Genomic DNA, 15,091 nt, shown 5'->3' with positions numbered 1-15,091 from the left:
AACCGCATGACCGATCAATCCCTGCTTGCCCGCATCGACCGGCTGGAATCGCTCGACGCGATCCGGCAGTTGCCCGCCAAGTATTCGCTCGCGCTGGACATGCGCGATGGCGATGCCTGGGTGAACCTGTTTCCGGAGGACGTCCGCGTCGGCGGAGGCAAGAGCGGGCGGAAGGCCCTGCGCGACTGGTTCGACGAGACGCATTCGATGCAGTTCGACGGGACCAGCCACCATATCGGCGGGCACGTGATCGACTTCGACGATCCGGACCATGCGCAAGGGGTGGTCTATTCCAAGAACGAGCACGAAAGCGGCGCGGAATGGGTCATCATGCAGATGATGTACTTCGACCAGTACGAGCGGATCGAGGGCCGCTGGTACTTCCGCCGCCGCCTGCCGCTCTACTGGTACGCCAGCGATCTCAACAAGCCGCCGATCGGTGATCGCAAGATGCGCTGGCCCGGCGTGCCGCCCTATCACGGCAGCTTCCATGACCTGTTCCCGAGCTGGAAGACCTACTGGGCACGCAATGGCCAGCCCCATGACGGGCCGGTGGAGCCGCCCGCGCCGCTGGAAAAGTTCATCGAGACGATGCGTCGCGGCGCGCCATTGCCCAAACCCCGCGTGCGGAGTTGATCGGCGTGGCTGACGTGTTCTCGCCCGTTCGCATCGGCGATCTGGAATTGCGCAACCGAGTGGTCATGGCGCCGATGACGCGCGACCGGGCGGGGCCGCTCGACGAGCCGACCGACCTGATGGTCGAATACTACCGCCAACGTGCTTCGGCGGGGCTGATCGTGACAGAGGGCACCCAGCCTTCGCCGCACGGCAAGGGCTATTGGCGCACGCCGGGGATCCACTCGCCCGAGCAGGTGGCTGGCTGGCGCAAGGTGGCCGATGCGGTGCATGGGGAAGGCGGCCTCATCGCGATGCAGCTGATGCACGTGGGCCGCGCTGCGGTGCGGGCGAACAAGGCGGCGGATGCGCAGACGGTTGCGCCGAGCGCCATTGCCTGCCCCGATCCGATCCCCGGCCCTGATGGCGTGCCGGTGCCGACAGAGATGCCGCGCGCCCTCGAAGCGCATGAGATTCCCGGGGTGATTGCCGAGTATGTGAGCGCGGCGCGCAATGCGCGCGAGGCCGGGATCGATGCGGTGGAGCTGCATTGCGCCAGCGGCTACCTGCCGATGCAGTTCCTTTCGTCCAATTCCAATCAGCGCAGCGATGCCTATGGCGGCAGTGCGGAGAACCGGGTGCGGTTTGTGGTGGAGACGCTCTCCGCGCTGGCGGCGGCGGTCGGGCCGGGGCGCGTGGGCTTTCGCATTTGCCCTGGCGTGACGTTCAACGGCATGGCCGATGCGGACCCGGCAGAGACTTACGCCACGCTGCTGAAGGCGGTGGACGGCATGGGGCTGGCCTATTGTCACCTGATCCACATTCCCAATGCCGGGTTTGATGCACTGGAGCTGGTGCGGGCCAACTGGTCTGGCCCGGTGATCGAGAACTGCGGGCTGACGCTGGACAAGGCCAATGCGGTGATCGGCGAGGGCAAGGCCGAGGCGGTCTCGTTCGGGTACGCCTATATCGCCAATCCCGATCTGGTGGAGCGCTTCCGCAGCGGGGCGCCGCTCGCCAAGGGGGATCGCAACACCTTCTACACCGGCCACGGCGACGACGCGCGCGGCTATACCGACTATCCGCCCCTGACTTGAAAAGGCGCAAGCTGAGAAGGGTGATCCCATGACAGGCATTCTCAAAGGCCGCAGCGCGCTGGTGACTGGCGGCGGGCAGGGCGTGGGGCAGGGCATCGCCCGCGCACTGGCCGCGCAAGGTGCGGACGTGATGATTGCCCAGCGCGGGCTTGATGCTGCCGAGGCCGAAGCTGCGCACTTGCGCGTGACATACGGCGTCAACGCGCTGGCCCGGCAGGTCGACGTGACTGCGCGCGGCGAGGTCGACGCGATGGTCGAGGCTTGTGCCAAGGCGTTCGGGCGGCTCGACATTCTCGTCAACAATGCCGGTGCGAGCTTTCCCAAGCGCTTCGAGAACCACACTGACGAGGACATGGAAGGCGCCTTCCTGCTCAACTACTGGTCGGCGTTCTGGGCGATGCGCGCGGCGTTTCCGCTGATGAAGGCGCAAGGGTTCGGGCGGATCATCAACCTCGGCTCGCTGAACGGCGTCAACGCGCACATGTTCACCGTGGCCTATAACGCAGCCAAGGAAGCGGTGCGTGCCTTGACCCGCACGGCGGCGGTGGAATGGGGTGGGCACGGGATTACGGCCAACGTGATCTGCCCTTCGGCGCTGAGCCCGGCGGCGCGGGAATACTTCGATGCCAACCCGGAAATGGCGCAGGCGATCCTGGGGCAGGTGCCGGTGGGGCGCTTTGGCGAAGCTGCCGCAGACATCGGCCCAGTCGCGGTGTTCCTTGCGAGCGAGGCGTCCAGCTACATGACCGGCAACACGCTCTACGTCGACGGCGGCGGGCACATCAACGGCGTCGCCTGGCGGCCCGAAGTCGAGGATTGATCATGCACAGACTCGAAGGCAAGCGCGCGGTCGTGACCGGCGGGGCGCAGGGGATCGGCGCGGCGATTGCGCGGCGGCTGGCGGACGAGGGCGCGGTCGTCGCCGTGCTCGATCTTTCGGCGGAGAAGGCGGGTGCCGTGCTGGGCGCGCCGCATATCGGGGTGGCTTGCGACGTTTCGGACACGGCTTCGGTGGACGCCGCCTTTGCCGAAGTGGCGCAGAGGCTGGGCGGGGTCGACGTGCTGGTAAACAATGCCGGGATCGGCAGCGCGCCGGGCGATGGCATGGCCGAATTCTATGCCGGGCAAGCCGCGCGCGCCGGGGGCGATGACAGCGCCTTTGCCGACCAGACCATCCATTGCGCGGACGAAGGCTGGAGCCGCGTGCTTTCGGTGACGCTCGACGGCGCGTTCCGCTGCAGCCGCGCGGCGGTGCGGATCATGAGCGAGCAGGGGACCGGCGGCGCAATCGTCAACATCGGATCGACCGCCGCGCTCGCCGGCAATGGGCCGGTGCCTTACGTGACGGCCAAGGCGGCGGTGCTCGGCATGACCCGCGCGATGGCGCGCGAGCTGGCACCGCGCGGCATCCGCGTCAATGCGGTCAATCCGGGAGCAACCGAGACGCCGATCTATGCGCCCCTGCCCGAAGAGGTGAAGGCTGCGGTTGCCGCAGACAGCGTGATGAAGCGTCTGGCGCGGCCCGAGGAAGTGGCAGGCGCCGTGGCCTATCTTGCCAGCGACGATGCCAGCTTTGCCACCGGCAGCACGGTAAACGTCAATGGCGGAGCGTGGTTCAGCTAGAAACCGCTGTAATCGGACTTTGCCGAGATTTCGGTCGCGCCGGAATCATCATGGCCGAAGATCTCGGGCAGCAGCAGGAGGCAGGCGAGGACGTTGATCGCGACGGCCAGCTTGAACGCCTTCAGGAACGCAGCATTTGCGCCGCCCGCCTCGCGGGACCGCCCATCCACAGACAGGCCTTCGCGGCGATAGGAATGGGTTGGTCTCGAGGCCAAGAGCAGGGCTCCAGAATACGGGGTGCAGAATTCCGATTGCCCCAACGCGCGGCCAACTCTTTGGTTCCTGTGAATTTTCTGAAGCTGTCATTCTATTCTGCGACCCGCGCCTTAGCGGGTCAGCAGCTTTGTGCGCAGTGCGGAGATCTCTCGTGGTGACAGGCCGAGGCCCTTTGTGACGTAGGCATCGAAAGAGCCGTAGGTGTGGTCCACTTCGGCAAAGGCGGCCTCGATGTAGGACGGCTTCACGGTCAGTACCGGTTCGAGGAAGGCCGGGCTCAGCTTGCTGCCGGACCGGGCAAGGCCTTCAAGGATCGCGGCGTTCTTGGCAGCGAGGCGGTCGTTGCTCAGCAGGTAGTCCTGCATGATCGTCTCGCGCGGGACGCCGAGCAGGGAGAGGACGACGGCAGTGCCCCAGCCGGTGCGGTCCTTGCCAGCGGTGCAGTGATAGATGACCGGGCCGTCGGCGGCGATCATCAGCCGGATCAGCGCGGCGTAGGATTGACGCGCGCTGGGCAGGGTGACGAATTCGCGGTTGGCGGCGACGAGCAGCGCCTCGCCCTTGCCTTGCGCGATCTGCGCCATGGCAAGGCGCATGTCGCCACCCAGAGATTCCGAACTGTCCGCCGCGACATCGAGCACGATGTATCGCGCACCCGATGGCAGGCGATCGGGCTCGCGCGTGCGTTCGGTCACCGTGCGCAGGTCGGCCACGGCAGCAGGGCGCAGCGTGGCGATGGTTGCGAGATCGGCTTCGCTGAGCAGGTTCATCTGGTCGGAGCGATAGGCGAGGCCTGTGCGGACGCGGTGGCCGTCGCGCGTGCGATAGCCGCCGATGTCGCGAAAGTTCGGGGCGGTTGCGAGAGCGGGCGTGGTTACGCTGGCTTCGGTCAGGCTTGCCGAGGCAGATTGCGGGCCTGCCATCGGCGCGCATCCGGCGAGCAGTGCGGCCAGTGCGATGCTGCTGATCGGTCTGTGCATCGTCATCCCCTTTGCGACGATATGTTCCCGCCATCGACCACCAGTTCCGCCCCGGTGATGTAGCTCGCTTCGGAGGAGAGCAGAAAGCGTATCGTCCTGGCAACTTCTTCCGGCTGGCCGAGACGCCCGAGCAGGATGCGCTTTTCGAAAAAGCCCTTGGGGAGAGCATCGAGCGCAGGCTGCGTCATCGGGGTGACGATCTGGCCGGGCGAGACCGAGTTGATGCGGATGCCATCGTGGGCGAGCCGGTCGGCCAGCGAGCGGACGAGCGAAAGAAGCCCGCCCTTGCCGGCCGAATAGATCGGGTTGATGGCATTGCCGAGCGTGGCATTGATCGAGGTGACTGCGACGATGGCAGAGCCATCGAGCGTGGCCATGTCCTCGCGCAGGGCCTTCACGAGGAAGGCGAGCGCGCGCAGGTGGATGGCGATGCCGCTGTCCCAGCTTTCCGGGGTCAGCCCGTCTATCGAGTCCATGTCGACGGTGCCGGCCGAATGGACCAGTCCGCCGATCTGACCGATGGCATCACGGGTCTTTGCGAGCGCGTCCGGATAGGCGGCGAGATCGCGCAGGTCGATGGCCACGCCGACCGCCGGAACGGCGCGCTTGGCGGCGATCCGTGCGGCTGCGGCTTGGGCGGCTTCGGCGTTGATGTCCCACACGGCGACGGGTCGGCCTGCGGCGGCCAGCGCTTCGGCGGTGGCAAGGCCGATGCCCGAGGCCCCGCCGGTCACGACGACCGGCGAGGATGGGGTGGACATGCGAGGTGCGTAAATGTCGGTCATTGGGGAGCCTTCAGTATTCGAAGCGGAGTTCAAGGCCATAGCTGCGCGGATCGCCGAAGAAGGCCGCCGGCAGGCCCGCCGAGAAGTGCGCGACATAGTACCGGGTATCGGTGAGATTGCGCCCGAAGGCGGCGAGTTGCCATTTGCCCATGCCAAGCGGGATATCGCTGAGGGCGATGCGCGCGTTGAGCAGGCCGTAGTCGCCGATGATGTAGCGGGCATCGGTGGTGGAGGAGAACTTCTCGCTCTGCATGTAGTAGTCGATGCTGGCGCTGGGTACGCCGAGCGGGGTTTCGGGCAAGGTCCATTCCGCGCCGACCGAGAGGGTGTGACGCGGCGCCTCGACGAAGTTGAAGCGCGAGGCGATGTTTGCGCCGCTGATCTGGTCGGTGATGCGGCGATAGCCTGCGTCGAGATAGGCATAGCTGGCGGTGAAGGTGAGCGCGCGCGAGGGTTTGGCGGTGAGGTCAAGCTCGAGCCCCTGAATGCGCGCCTCGCCCGCGTTGAAGATGTCGGTCACCGCCGGGTTGTTCGGGTCCGACTGGATGTTGACCTGAATGTCGCGGTAGTTCGCGCGGAACAGCGCGATGTTGGCGCGCAGGCGGTTGTCGAGCCAGCTCGACTTGATGCCCACTTCGAAGGAATCGAGGCGCTCCGGCCCGTAACCTTCGGCAAAGCGGGCGATGGTGCTGGCGCGCAGGTTGTAGCCACCCGATTTGTAGCCGCGCGACCACTTGGCATAGAGATTGACGTCACGGCTGGCCTCGTAGCCGAGGATCACGCTTGGGCTGTAGTCGGTGAAGGTGTTGTCGCCGCGTCCCTGCGGGCGGGTGGTGACGGTGCCGTTCAGGGCGACGCTGCTCTGGTCGAGCGTCGCCTTGCGGCTGTCTCGCGACCAGCGCAGGCCGCCGGTCAGGTATGCGCCTTCCAGCATGGCAGGCCGCCAGGTGGCCTGTCCGTAAAGCGCCCAGGCGCGGTTGCTGACGGTGGCGGTGCGCAGCGAGGTTGGGCGGCCGGTGGGCACGGTGCTGTCGAAGCTGGAGGCCTTCTCGTCGAAGAAGTAGGCGCCGAGGGTATATTCGAGCTGGTGGTCGAGCGCGGAGCCGACCAGTTGCAGCTCCTCGCTCCACTGGCGCTGGTTCTGGTCGAAGGCGGTGACGAAGACCGGGAAGGGGCCGAGCGCGCCGGTCAGATAGTTCTGGTTGGTGAAGTTGGCGAGCTTGCGATAGCCGGTGATCGACCGGACGGTGAGCGTGTCGGACGCGTTCCAGCTAGCGGTGAGGCTGTGGCCCTGTGCGGTCACGTCGTTGGCGAGCAGGCCGCGGACCGCAGGCGAGCCGACCGTGGGGCGGACGGCCAGAGTTGGGTGGAACGGGGCGAAGACCATGTAGGCGGGCGTGTCGGCAATGTCCGAACGGTCGTAGGCGTAGCGCAGTTCGAATGCGGGAGCCGGTTGCCACAGCACGGCCGCGCGATAGGCATCGCGGCGCTGGTCGCCAAAGCGCGAGACGCCGGTGCCGGCGTTGCGCACGAAGCCGTCCTTCTGGCTGTGCAGGTAGGCGAGTTCGACCGCGAGGGTCTCGCCCACCGGCACGTTCACGCTCGTGCGCGAACGGAACTGGTCGTAGTTGCCGATGGACAGCGTCTGGCGCGCATGGAACTGGCCGAGCGTGGGCTGGCGGGTGATGTAGTTGATCGCGCCGCCGGTGGCGTTGCGGCCATAGAGCGAACCTTGTGGCCCGCGCAGCACTTCGATCCGTTCAACTTCGGCGATCTCGGCGGCGAGGCCTTGGCCGCGCGCGACATAGACGCCATCGAGATAGATCGCGACGCTGGGATCGACGGTGATCTGATCGTCGTTGTTGCCCACGCCGCGCAGGAAGACGCGCGCGGTCGTCGCGCTGTTGGGATGCGGGGTGATCTGCAGCGAGGGGACCTGCGAGCGCAAGTCGGTGAGATCGGCAATGCCTTTGCGCACGAGATCGTCCGAGGTGAGCGCGACGATCGAGAGCGGCGTCTTCTGCAGCGGCTCTGCGCGCTTCTGCGCGGTGACGACGATTTCGGCGATGCCGCCATCGGCTGCGGGCCGTTCTACCTCCTGCGCATCGGCGGCGCTGGCGGCGAGCGCGAGCAGGCCGACGCTGGCGAGACTTGCGGTGTGCTTCATGATTCTCTCCCGGAAATGCGGCGTTTGCTGCGCTTTGGCGGCAATTTCTACACGCTGTTAGATTTTCTACCTACGAGAAGGTAGAAATTCAAGAGGGCTTGTGCATAGCTTGCCGCGGGCGCTTGGGAGGAGGCTTGCGAGCGGCTATGACCACCCAGCCGCTCGCGGGAAATTTGCAGGGGAAGCCGACTTGTCCAACGCCACCAGACCCGTTGCCCGCCAGGCGCGCGGCGATGCCACGCGTCTGGCGATCCTCGACGCGGCCGAGCGGATCTTTGCCGAGGTGGGCTATGCCGCGGCGCGGCTGGAGGACGTGGCGCAGGTCGTCGGCATCCGCCGCCCGTCGATCGTCTATTACTTTCCCGGCAAGCAGCAGCTCTACGACGAGGTTGAGGCTGGCATCTTTGCGGCGATGCAGCAGTTCGTGACCGCGCGGATGGCGGGCGCGGACAAGCCAATCGAGCGGTTGCTGGCGCTGTTCGACGGCTGGCTGGACTTCATGGTCCACCGGCCCACTGCCGCGCGGATCATCCAGCGCGTGGTCGCCGATCCTGCGCCGCGCGGCGACGATCCGGTGCAGTTCTCAGAGCCTGCCTTGCGCGAACTGGAGGCGATTGTTGCCGCTGGCGTTGCCGATGGCAGCTTTCGCGAGATTCCGGCGATGCACATCCTCAACAGCGTGGCCGCAGGCGCGTTGTTCTACGTGTGCAACGCGCGGCAGCTGGGTCCGGGGCGGCAATATGACCCGGCGGACCCCGCAACGCTCGAGGCGTTCCGGGCGATCCTGCACGAACAGGCGCGCGCCGTCGTCAGCCGGACCTGACTACCGGGCGCACATTGCGCATATAGAACAAAATATCCTTTCGAACTTGTGTATGCGTTTCAAAAACGCGTATATGAGACGCAAAACGTACATGTTATGTGTCGGAAGGAGAGTTTTGTGATGACCAGCCAGTTTCCCGATGGGGCCGCCATCGTATTTGGTGGCAGCGGTGGCATCGGCCGTGGTGTCGCGATGCAGCTGGCGGAGGCCGGGAGCGATGTGGCGATTGTCTATCGGTCCAAGCGCGAAGTTGCCGAGCAGGCTGCCGACGCGATCAGGGCGACGGGGAGGCAGGCGTCAATCCATCAGGCCGATGTTCGCGACAAGCTCCAGATCGATGGTGTGATCGCGGACGTGATCAAGGAGCACGGGCGCGTGCACACTGTCGTCTGGGGGGCAGGGCCGGTCGTTCCGCAGGTCGAGATCGCGGGCTGGAGCGAGGACCAGTTCCGCCAGTCGATGGAAATCGAAGCGTTCGGCTTTGCCAATGCCGTTCGTGCGGTGCTGCCGCACATGCGCGAGGCAGGCGGGGGAAGCTTCGTTCACCTGGGCTCTGCCGGGCACGACTGGTGGCCTGCAAACGATGGCCTGTCAGTTGTGCCCAAGGCTTGCAACGAGGCGCTGGTCAAGGGCATCGCCAAGGAGGAAGGGCGCTACAATATCCGAGCCAATTCCGTGCTCGTCGGTGTGATCGATGCCGGACAGTTCAAGGTCCATCAGGAAGTCGGCACGTTCAACGCGGAATGGGTTGCCGCGGTGAAGGCGATGCTGCCGATGGGCCGCTGGGGCGCACCGGAAGACATCGGCCATGCAGCGGTCTATTTCGCATCCTCACGGGCGAACTATGTGACCGGGCAGACGATCTCGGTTGCGGGAGGGTTCGGCGTCTGACCTTTCGGGCCGATCCGGTGGCACGCCATGGGCTGCCGGATCGACCTGCCATTTCTCAGACGTTCAGCATCACCTTCACGGCGGTCGGCTGCATCTGCGCGCTGAACGCCTGCGCGACCTGTTCGAGCGGGAAGCTGGCCGAAAGCAGGGTAGCCCGATCCACCTGACCGCTGCTCATGAGATGGAGCGCCTCGACGAGTTCTTCGGGCGCATAGCCGTTGGAGCCGAAGATCGTGGGCTGCTTCTCGATCAGCGGGCTCATGTCGATCTTCATGCGCCCTTCGAAGCCGCCGAAGCATACGATCCTGCCGCCGGGGTTGACGATCTTCAGCGCTGTTTCGAGCGGCGGCGGGCCTTGCATGTGGCGGATGTAGCCCGCGCAATCGAACACGAGTGCGATGTTGGCAGAAACGCCGGCATAGCTTTCCGAGACGCCGCAGATCTCGCCGATCAGTTCGAACACGTCTGCATCGCGGGCGTTGACCGCATGGGTCGCGCCGACTTCAAGCGCCTTGGCCAATCGTGCATCGTGCACGTCCACGGCGATGATGCGCGAGGGTGAAATGCCGCGCGCGCGGATGGACTGGATTACGCCGAGGCCGATGATGCCGACGCCGAAGACGACCACGTTCTCGCCATCGGCAGGCGCGCCCTTGCGCACCATCTGAAGGCCATCGGCGAGCGGTTCGGTGGTGGCGGCCTCCTCGAAGGACAGGCCATCGGGCATGCGGACGAGTTGCCACGGGTTGACGGGAACGGCAACGAGATCGGCCATGCCGCCACCCATCCCGGTAACGCCGACAACGCGGTCCCCGATGCTCCAGCCCTCGACGCCTTCGCCCAGTGCCGCGATCGTGCCGGCAAATTCGTGTCCGGGGACAGCGTAGCCTTCGGGCGTCTCGCGGACGAGCTTGTCGCGGTAGGAATTGTCGCGGAACATGTGGAGGTCCGAGCCGCAGATGCCGCAAGCCTTGACCGCGACGAGGACTTCGCCGGGGCCGGGTTGCGGCGGCGTGGCGTCGTTGCGGAAGTGAATCTCGCCGGGACGGGCGAAGTCGGCGCTACGCAATGTGGTTCTCCGGATTGGCGGGATGTCGTCCCAGCAGTTGCAGGATCACGGCGCAGAAGGCGAGTAGGCCCACGGTCAGCCCCATCGGCAGGTAATAGCTGCCGGTACGCTCGAACAGCATGCTGGCGATCGGGGTCATGGCGAAGAGGAAGGGCAAGGTGCTGAGCTGGAACAGGCTGAAGGCCCTGCCGAAGGCGGCTGGCCCGAAGCGGGCGGCGACGGCCACGCCGAATGCGCCCTGCACCCCGCCCCCGCAGGCTCCGACGAGAATGGCATCGATCGTCAGGATTGGCAGGCTGACCGGGAACAGGAAGATCGTCCACACCACCGCCTGCACGGCGGCGTTCACGGCAAGCGCGCGGGGGCCGCCGATGCGGTCGGCGAGATAGCCGAACGCCATCGAGCCCAGGAGACCCGAACCGCCCGAGAGGGCCAGAAGCGAGTTCGCTTCGCCGAAGCTGCGGCCCTGGCCTACGAGCAGGGGGATGAAATGCGCGAGCTTCATCGTGCCTGCGCCGGTGATCAGCCCGACGGCAATGCTCAGGACCCAGAATGCGGGTTGGGACAGGATCGCGCGCGCAGGCACACTGGCGGATTGGGAAGCGCCTGCGTTCGAGGTGCCATTGCGCGTGACCAGCAGAAACGGGACAAGGACAAGATCGGCAAGCGCGAGGACCTGAAAGGCCGTGCGCACGCCATGGGCCGTCAGCACCGGCGCGATGACCAGCGGAACGATCATCACCAGGAGCGGCATGTTGACCAGTCCCAGGGCGCGTCCGCGCAATGTTTCGGGGACCCAGCGGGTGGCCAGCGTCATTGCGGGGAGCACGCCGAGCATGGCCGTGCCGGGGCCTATCAGCAGGAGATAGGACAGGAGCAGCTGCACCGGGCCGGACGCCACGGAGGCTGCGCCAAATCCTGCGGCCGAGGTCAGCGCGCCTGCGATGAGGAGATTGCGCAGATCGACGCGATGGATGATGCGTCCCACCAGCATTGCCGTCACGCAAAGGCTTACTACGGCGAGTGACAGGGCCATCGAGGATTGCGATCGGGAGGCAGCGTACTCGCGCTCGATCGCCAGGATCATCGTGCCGAAGCTGCCGAAGCACAGGCCGGATGCGAAGTTCTGCGCCAGCGCGGCAATGGCCACCTGGCCCCAGTGCGGGCGATCAGCTGATGCTGCCAACGTCATGCCCGATTGTGCTCCCGACAGGTTAGGTTGTCTTCTTGAAAAAAGGCGGTGCGGCAGGTCAGCCTGCCGCACCGAGGGAGAGAACGTTTGCGCTGATCAGAACGCGAACCCGAGATCGACACCAAAGGTCCGCGGCACCTGGAACACGCCGATGACGTTGGTCGTCAGGTTGCGCGCGAAGTCGAGCTTGCGATTGTCGGTCAGGTTCTGGACCCAGATCGAGGCATTGACCTTGGCTCCGCCCACCGGAATTTCCATCAGCGAGGCGCGGACGTTGATGTCGAAGCGCGATGGCAGCGTGGTGAGGTTGAGGGTCGCAGCGTTCTGGATCGGATCGGACAGGCGCTTGTCCTTGAAGAACCCGTCGACGCGCAGCATTGCGTAAGTGCCGTCGCTGTTGAAGGCGGGGCTGTCGTACTGTGCGCCGACGCTCAGCGTGTTCTTGGGTGCGAGTGAATTGACCGGACCATTGACCGGATCGGCGGCCAGCTTCTGATGCAGGTAGCCGTAGCTCGCGTTGAAGGTGAAGTGCGGCGAGGGCTTGGCGGTCAGTTCGACTTCGAAGCCTTCCTCGTTGCCGAACGGGGACGAGAACAGGAAGGTGCCGCTGGCGACGCTGAAGCCGAGCGTCTGCACGTTCTTGCGCCGGGTGACAAAGCCCGCCGCGTTGATGCGCAGGGTCTTGCCCAGCAGATCGGCCTTCACGCCCACTTCGTAGCTGTTGACGGTTTCCGGCTTGAACACGGTGCCGCCGAGTACGCCGCCCGAAAGGTAGCCGGTGGCAAAGCGGGCATAGGCGCGGACATCCCGGTTGGCGATGTAGGTTGCCGTGGCGTCGAAGTCCCAGCGATCAAAGCTGACGCTGGACTTGATGGTGGGTGCGAAGATCGGGATCAGGCCGCCGGCCAGCAGGTCCTCGAAACGATCGTCCTTGGTGTAGCGCAGGCCACCGGCGAGTTCGAACTGATCGGTCTTGTAGCCAAGGTGGGCATAACCGGCGATCGACTTGTTGCGGATCTTCGCGTTCGAACCGGCGAGATAGTCGCTGGGCACGCCGAAGATGTTGATGGTGTTGCCGGTCGTCGCATCGAGCTTCGGTTCGATCTGTGGCGCGAACGTCGGGAACAGGGTGCCGATGAACACCGGGTTGTTGTCGCTGCCGGTTTCGCGGAAGTAGAACCCGCCGAGCACCCAGTCGAGGTTGCCGGTCTTGCCGAGCACCTGAACTTCCTGGGTGAACTGCTTCTGGTGACGATCCTGGATCGAGGAGATGTTGGTGAACGGCAGTCCGCCGACCTCGTAGGCTCCGCCGTCGATATCGTTGCCGCCGACGAATTCATCAAGCTTGCGCAGGCCCGTGATCGACTTGAGCGTGATTGCATCGCTGGCTTCGTAGGCGAGCGTCAGGCTGTGGCCCTGGATCTTCATGCGCGAAGCCGAAGTGAAGTCTAGCGCCAGGGCATCCTGCCGGACGGTCGAGGCCGGGACGTAGATGCTGGGTGATGCGGCATAGAACGGCGGGTTGCCGACGCCTGCGGCATAGCCCGGATCATAGCCGAGCAGCTGCTGACCGAGCTGCGTGCTGACCTTGTCGGTATAGTCGAACTTGTAGTCGGCGGTCAGCGCGCCTTGCTGGAAGCGGATGGCAACGGCGACAGCGTCGGTGTTTTCCGCGCCGAAGGTCTTTGCCGAAGTGATCTTGCCGAAGGGGGCGGCGAAATTGAAGGTGCGGCCCGGCGTCAGGTTCTTGACGTAGCCGGTGTTCTCGTCGTGCAAATAGGACACGCGGGCGCTGAACGGGCCGAACGACGGCAGGTTGACGACGATCTGGCCCTTGTAACGATCGTAGTTGCCGACGGTGCCTTCTGCCTTGACCCCGAATTCGCCCTTCGGCGCTGAAGTGATGAAGTTGATGGCGCCGCCGGTCGAGTTGCGGCCGAACAGGGTGCCCTGCGGGCCGCGCAGCACTTCGACGCGCTCGATATCGGCAAGCGAGAATGCCGTGCCTGCCGGACGTCCGAGATAGATGCCGTCAATGTAGAGGCCGATGCCGGCATCGGCTTCGAACTTGAGCGTGCCGGTGGACACGCCGCGCAGGTAGTACTGCGGTGCGTTGGCAGAGCCGAACTGGCGCTGCACGTCGAGGTTCGGGACGGTCTTGCCGATATCGCCGAAGCCCTTGATGTCGAGCGCCTTGAGCTGGGTCTGGTCATAGCCGGTGACGGCGACCGGCACGTCCTGCAGACGTTCCTGGGTGCGGCGTGCGGTGACGACGATGTCGGCAATTCCGGCCGACTGGGTGGCCTCTGCCTGCGGATCGGCCGCAGCTGCTGCATCGGCGGCAAAGGCGGTGCCGGAGTTGACCATGACCAGCGCAGTGCCGGCGAGCGCGAGAACGCGAATTTTCATCCATCCCTCCCAAGAGATCGTGTTTCGAAAGCGGCGTGTGTCACCGCATGGCATTTGCATTTTTTTGAGTACATGACGACAAAATGCGCGACGAGCAAGCGAGAAAGTGAGCAAAGTGAAAATTTGATTGTAGCATATTGACGTTTTGCGTAATCTGCACCAGGAAAGGCAGGCAAACTTCGCCAGACTGAACAGGGCTCAGGCCGATGCCGTGGCGAGGCCCGGTGTCAGGCGTCGGTGAAGCAGGAGGAGTCCGCTGCGGCGGGGGAGTTCGCGAGATGGACACCCCACAGGCGTCGTCCAGCGGTTGGCACGGTCTCGTGCCTGGGAGGCGGAACGTGAGAAAGGCTTTCAGTGAGGCAGCGGCGGGATCACCGTCAGGCGTGCTTCGGATCGATGGTGACGCAAAATGCGGCGCGCCTCTTCGGGATGCTACGCTGCGATGAGCGGTGGCGGCATTTCCATCGATATGCGGGGTAAGGTCGTCCTGGTGACCGGCGGCGCCAGCGGGATTGGCGCTGCGACATGCCGCTTGCTGGCCGAAGCCGGGGCGAGCGTCGTCGTGGCCGATTGCAACGAGGCCCATGCCAGGGACGTCGCGGCTGAGCTTCCGGACGCGATGTCACTGGCAGTCGATGTGAGCGACGCGGGCGCATGCGAACGCATGATCGCCGCCATCGCCGAGCGCCATGGTCGGCTCGACGGTGCGTTCAACAATGCCGGGATTACCGAGGTTTCGGTGCTGAACGGCGCGCCGTTGCCGGAAAGCCATGCCTTGCCGCTGGATGTCTGGCGCAAGGTTCTGAGCGTCGATCTTGATGGCGTGTTCCACTGCCTGCGTGCAGAGCTGCCCCTGATGCTGAAAAGCGGTGGCGGCGCGATCGTCAACACGACCTCGCTGCAGGCGCACATCAGCTACCCGCGCACGGCAGCCTACACGGCAGCCAAGCATGGTGTGCTCGGGCTGACCAAGGCGATTGCCAAGGAATATGGCGAACAGGGCATCCGCTGCAATTCGGTATCGCCGGGGGTCGTCGACACGCCCCTGACGAACGGCGTGATTCATGCGCCCGAATACAAGGATATGCTGCTCGCGCCGATCCCATTGAAGCGGTTCGCGACGCCGGAGGACATCGCCAAGGCGGTGCTCTGGCTGCTGTCCGATCAGGCAGACTACATCAACGGTGCGACGATCATGGCTGACGGCGGTTACCTGGCCTGACC

Annotated in this window: 14 protein-coding genes; 7 read left to right on the top strand and 7 right to left on the bottom strand. The window is 65.3% G+C overall.

The window, feature by feature from the left end; genetic code table 11:
- The first annotated feature begins 6 nt into the window (after nt 1–6).
- Genes ACZ1JW_RS18230 through ACZ1JW_RS18215 form a run of 4 tightly spaced genes read left to right on the top strand, consistent with a single transcriptional unit; the run spans nt 7 to nt 3,335 of the window.
- The gene (locus tag ACZ1JW_RS18230; protein ID WP_465126712.1) at nt 7–636 is read left to right on the top strand and encodes a nuclear transport factor 2 family protein; all 630 of its coding nucleotides are present in this window, start codon (nt 7–9) and stop codon (nt 634–636) included.
- A gap of 5 nt (nt 637–641) precedes the next feature.
- Nucleotides 642–1,712, top strand: coding sequence for an alkene reductase (locus ACZ1JW_RS18225; protein ID WP_465143051.1), 1,071 nt, complete (start codon nt 642–644; stop codon nt 1,710–1,712).
- Nucleotides 1,713–1,740: 28 nt separating this feature from the next.
- Nucleotides 1,741–2,532 carry an SDR family NAD(P)-dependent oxidoreductase gene (locus ACZ1JW_RS18220; protein ID WP_465143050.1) on the top strand — a complete coding sequence of 264 codons (792 nt, stop codon included), beginning with the start codon at nt 1,741–1,743 and terminating at the stop codon, nt 2,530–2,532.
- 2 nt (nt 2,533–2,534) lie between these two features.
- Nucleotides 2,535–3,335, top strand: coding sequence for an SDR family NAD(P)-dependent oxidoreductase (locus ACZ1JW_RS18215; protein WP_465143049.1), 801 nt, complete (start codon nt 2,535–2,537; stop codon nt 3,333–3,335).
- Here ACZ1JW_RS18215 and ACZ1JW_RS18210 read toward each other — a convergent pair.
- The 4 genes from ACZ1JW_RS18210 to ACZ1JW_RS18195 form a co-directional block, all read right to left on the bottom strand.
- A complete protein-coding gene (locus ACZ1JW_RS18210; protein ID WP_465143048.1) occupies nt 3,332–3,550 on the bottom strand; it encodes a hypothetical protein in 219 nt (72 codons plus the stop codon). The two genes, ACZ1JW_RS18215 and ACZ1JW_RS18210, sit on opposite strands and share 4 nt — an antisense overlap.
- A gap of 111 nt (nt 3,551–3,661) precedes the next feature.
- Nucleotides 3,662–4,531, bottom strand: a complete 870-nt coding sequence (locus ACZ1JW_RS18205; RefSeq protein WP_465143047.1) for a tyrosine-protein phosphatase — start codon at nt 4,529–4,531, stop codon at nt 3,662–3,664.
- A 2-nt stretch (nt 4,532–4,533) separates the two neighbouring features.
- On the bottom strand, nt 4,534–5,316 hold the full coding sequence (locus ACZ1JW_RS18200; RefSeq protein ID WP_465143046.1) for an SDR family NAD(P)-dependent oxidoreductase: 783 nt from the start codon (nt 5,314–5,316) through the stop codon (nt 4,534–4,536).
- A gap of 10 nt (nt 5,317–5,326) precedes the next feature.
- Nucleotides 5,327–7,483: a TonB-dependent receptor gene (locus ACZ1JW_RS18195; RefSeq protein WP_465143045.1), complete on the bottom strand. Its 2,157-nt coding sequence runs from the start codon at nt 7,481–7,483 to the stop codon at nt 5,327–5,329.
- Nucleotides 7,484–7,673: 190 nt separating this feature from the next.
- Here ACZ1JW_RS18195 and ACZ1JW_RS18190 point away from each other — a divergent pair, with 190 nt between their 5' ends.
- Nucleotides 7,674–8,306, top strand: coding sequence for a TetR/AcrR family transcriptional regulator (locus tag ACZ1JW_RS18190; protein WP_465126705.1), 633 nt, complete (start codon nt 7,674–7,676; stop codon nt 8,304–8,306).
- A 120-nt stretch (nt 8,307–8,426) separates the two neighbouring features.
- A complete protein-coding gene (locus ACZ1JW_RS18185) occupies nt 8,427–9,197 on the top strand; it encodes an SDR family NAD(P)-dependent oxidoreductase (protein WP_465143044.1) in 771 nt (256 codons plus the stop codon).
- A 55-nt stretch (nt 9,198–9,252) separates the two neighbouring features.
- Here ACZ1JW_RS18185 and ACZ1JW_RS18180 read toward each other — a convergent pair whose 3' ends face one another.
- From ACZ1JW_RS18180 to ACZ1JW_RS18170, 3 genes are all read right to left on the bottom strand, one after another.
- Complete coding sequence (locus ACZ1JW_RS18180) at nt 9,253–10,266, bottom strand: zinc-dependent alcohol dehydrogenase (RefSeq protein WP_465126703.1); 1,014 nt, start codon at nt 10,264–10,266, stop codon at nt 9,253–9,255.
- Complete coding sequence (locus tag ACZ1JW_RS18175) at nt 10,259–11,458, bottom strand: MFS transporter (RefSeq protein WP_465143043.1); 1,200 nt, start codon at nt 11,456–11,458, stop codon at nt 10,259–10,261. The genes ACZ1JW_RS18180 and ACZ1JW_RS18175 overlap by 8 nt, the downstream gene beginning before the upstream one ends.
- 96 nt (nt 11,459–11,554) lie before the next feature.
- A complete protein-coding gene (locus tag ACZ1JW_RS18170; RefSeq protein WP_465143042.1) occupies nt 11,555–13,867 on the bottom strand; it encodes a TonB-dependent receptor in 2,313 nt (770 codons plus the stop codon).
- A gap of 409 nt (nt 13,868–14,276) precedes the next feature.
- Between ACZ1JW_RS18170 and ACZ1JW_RS18165 the strand changes: the two genes are divergently transcribed.
- Nucleotides 14,277–15,089, top strand: coding sequence for an SDR family NAD(P)-dependent oxidoreductase (locus ACZ1JW_RS18165; protein WP_465143041.1), 813 nt, complete (start codon nt 14,277–14,279; stop codon nt 15,087–15,089).
- Nucleotides 15,090–15,091 lie beyond the last annotated feature (2 nt).

It is taken from the genome of Novosphingobium sp. BL-A-28-Hi1-0D (assembly GCF_055521755.1).
The sequence above is the reverse complement of the archived record's forward strand: the minus strand, read 5'-3'. Positions and strand labels throughout refer to the sequence as shown.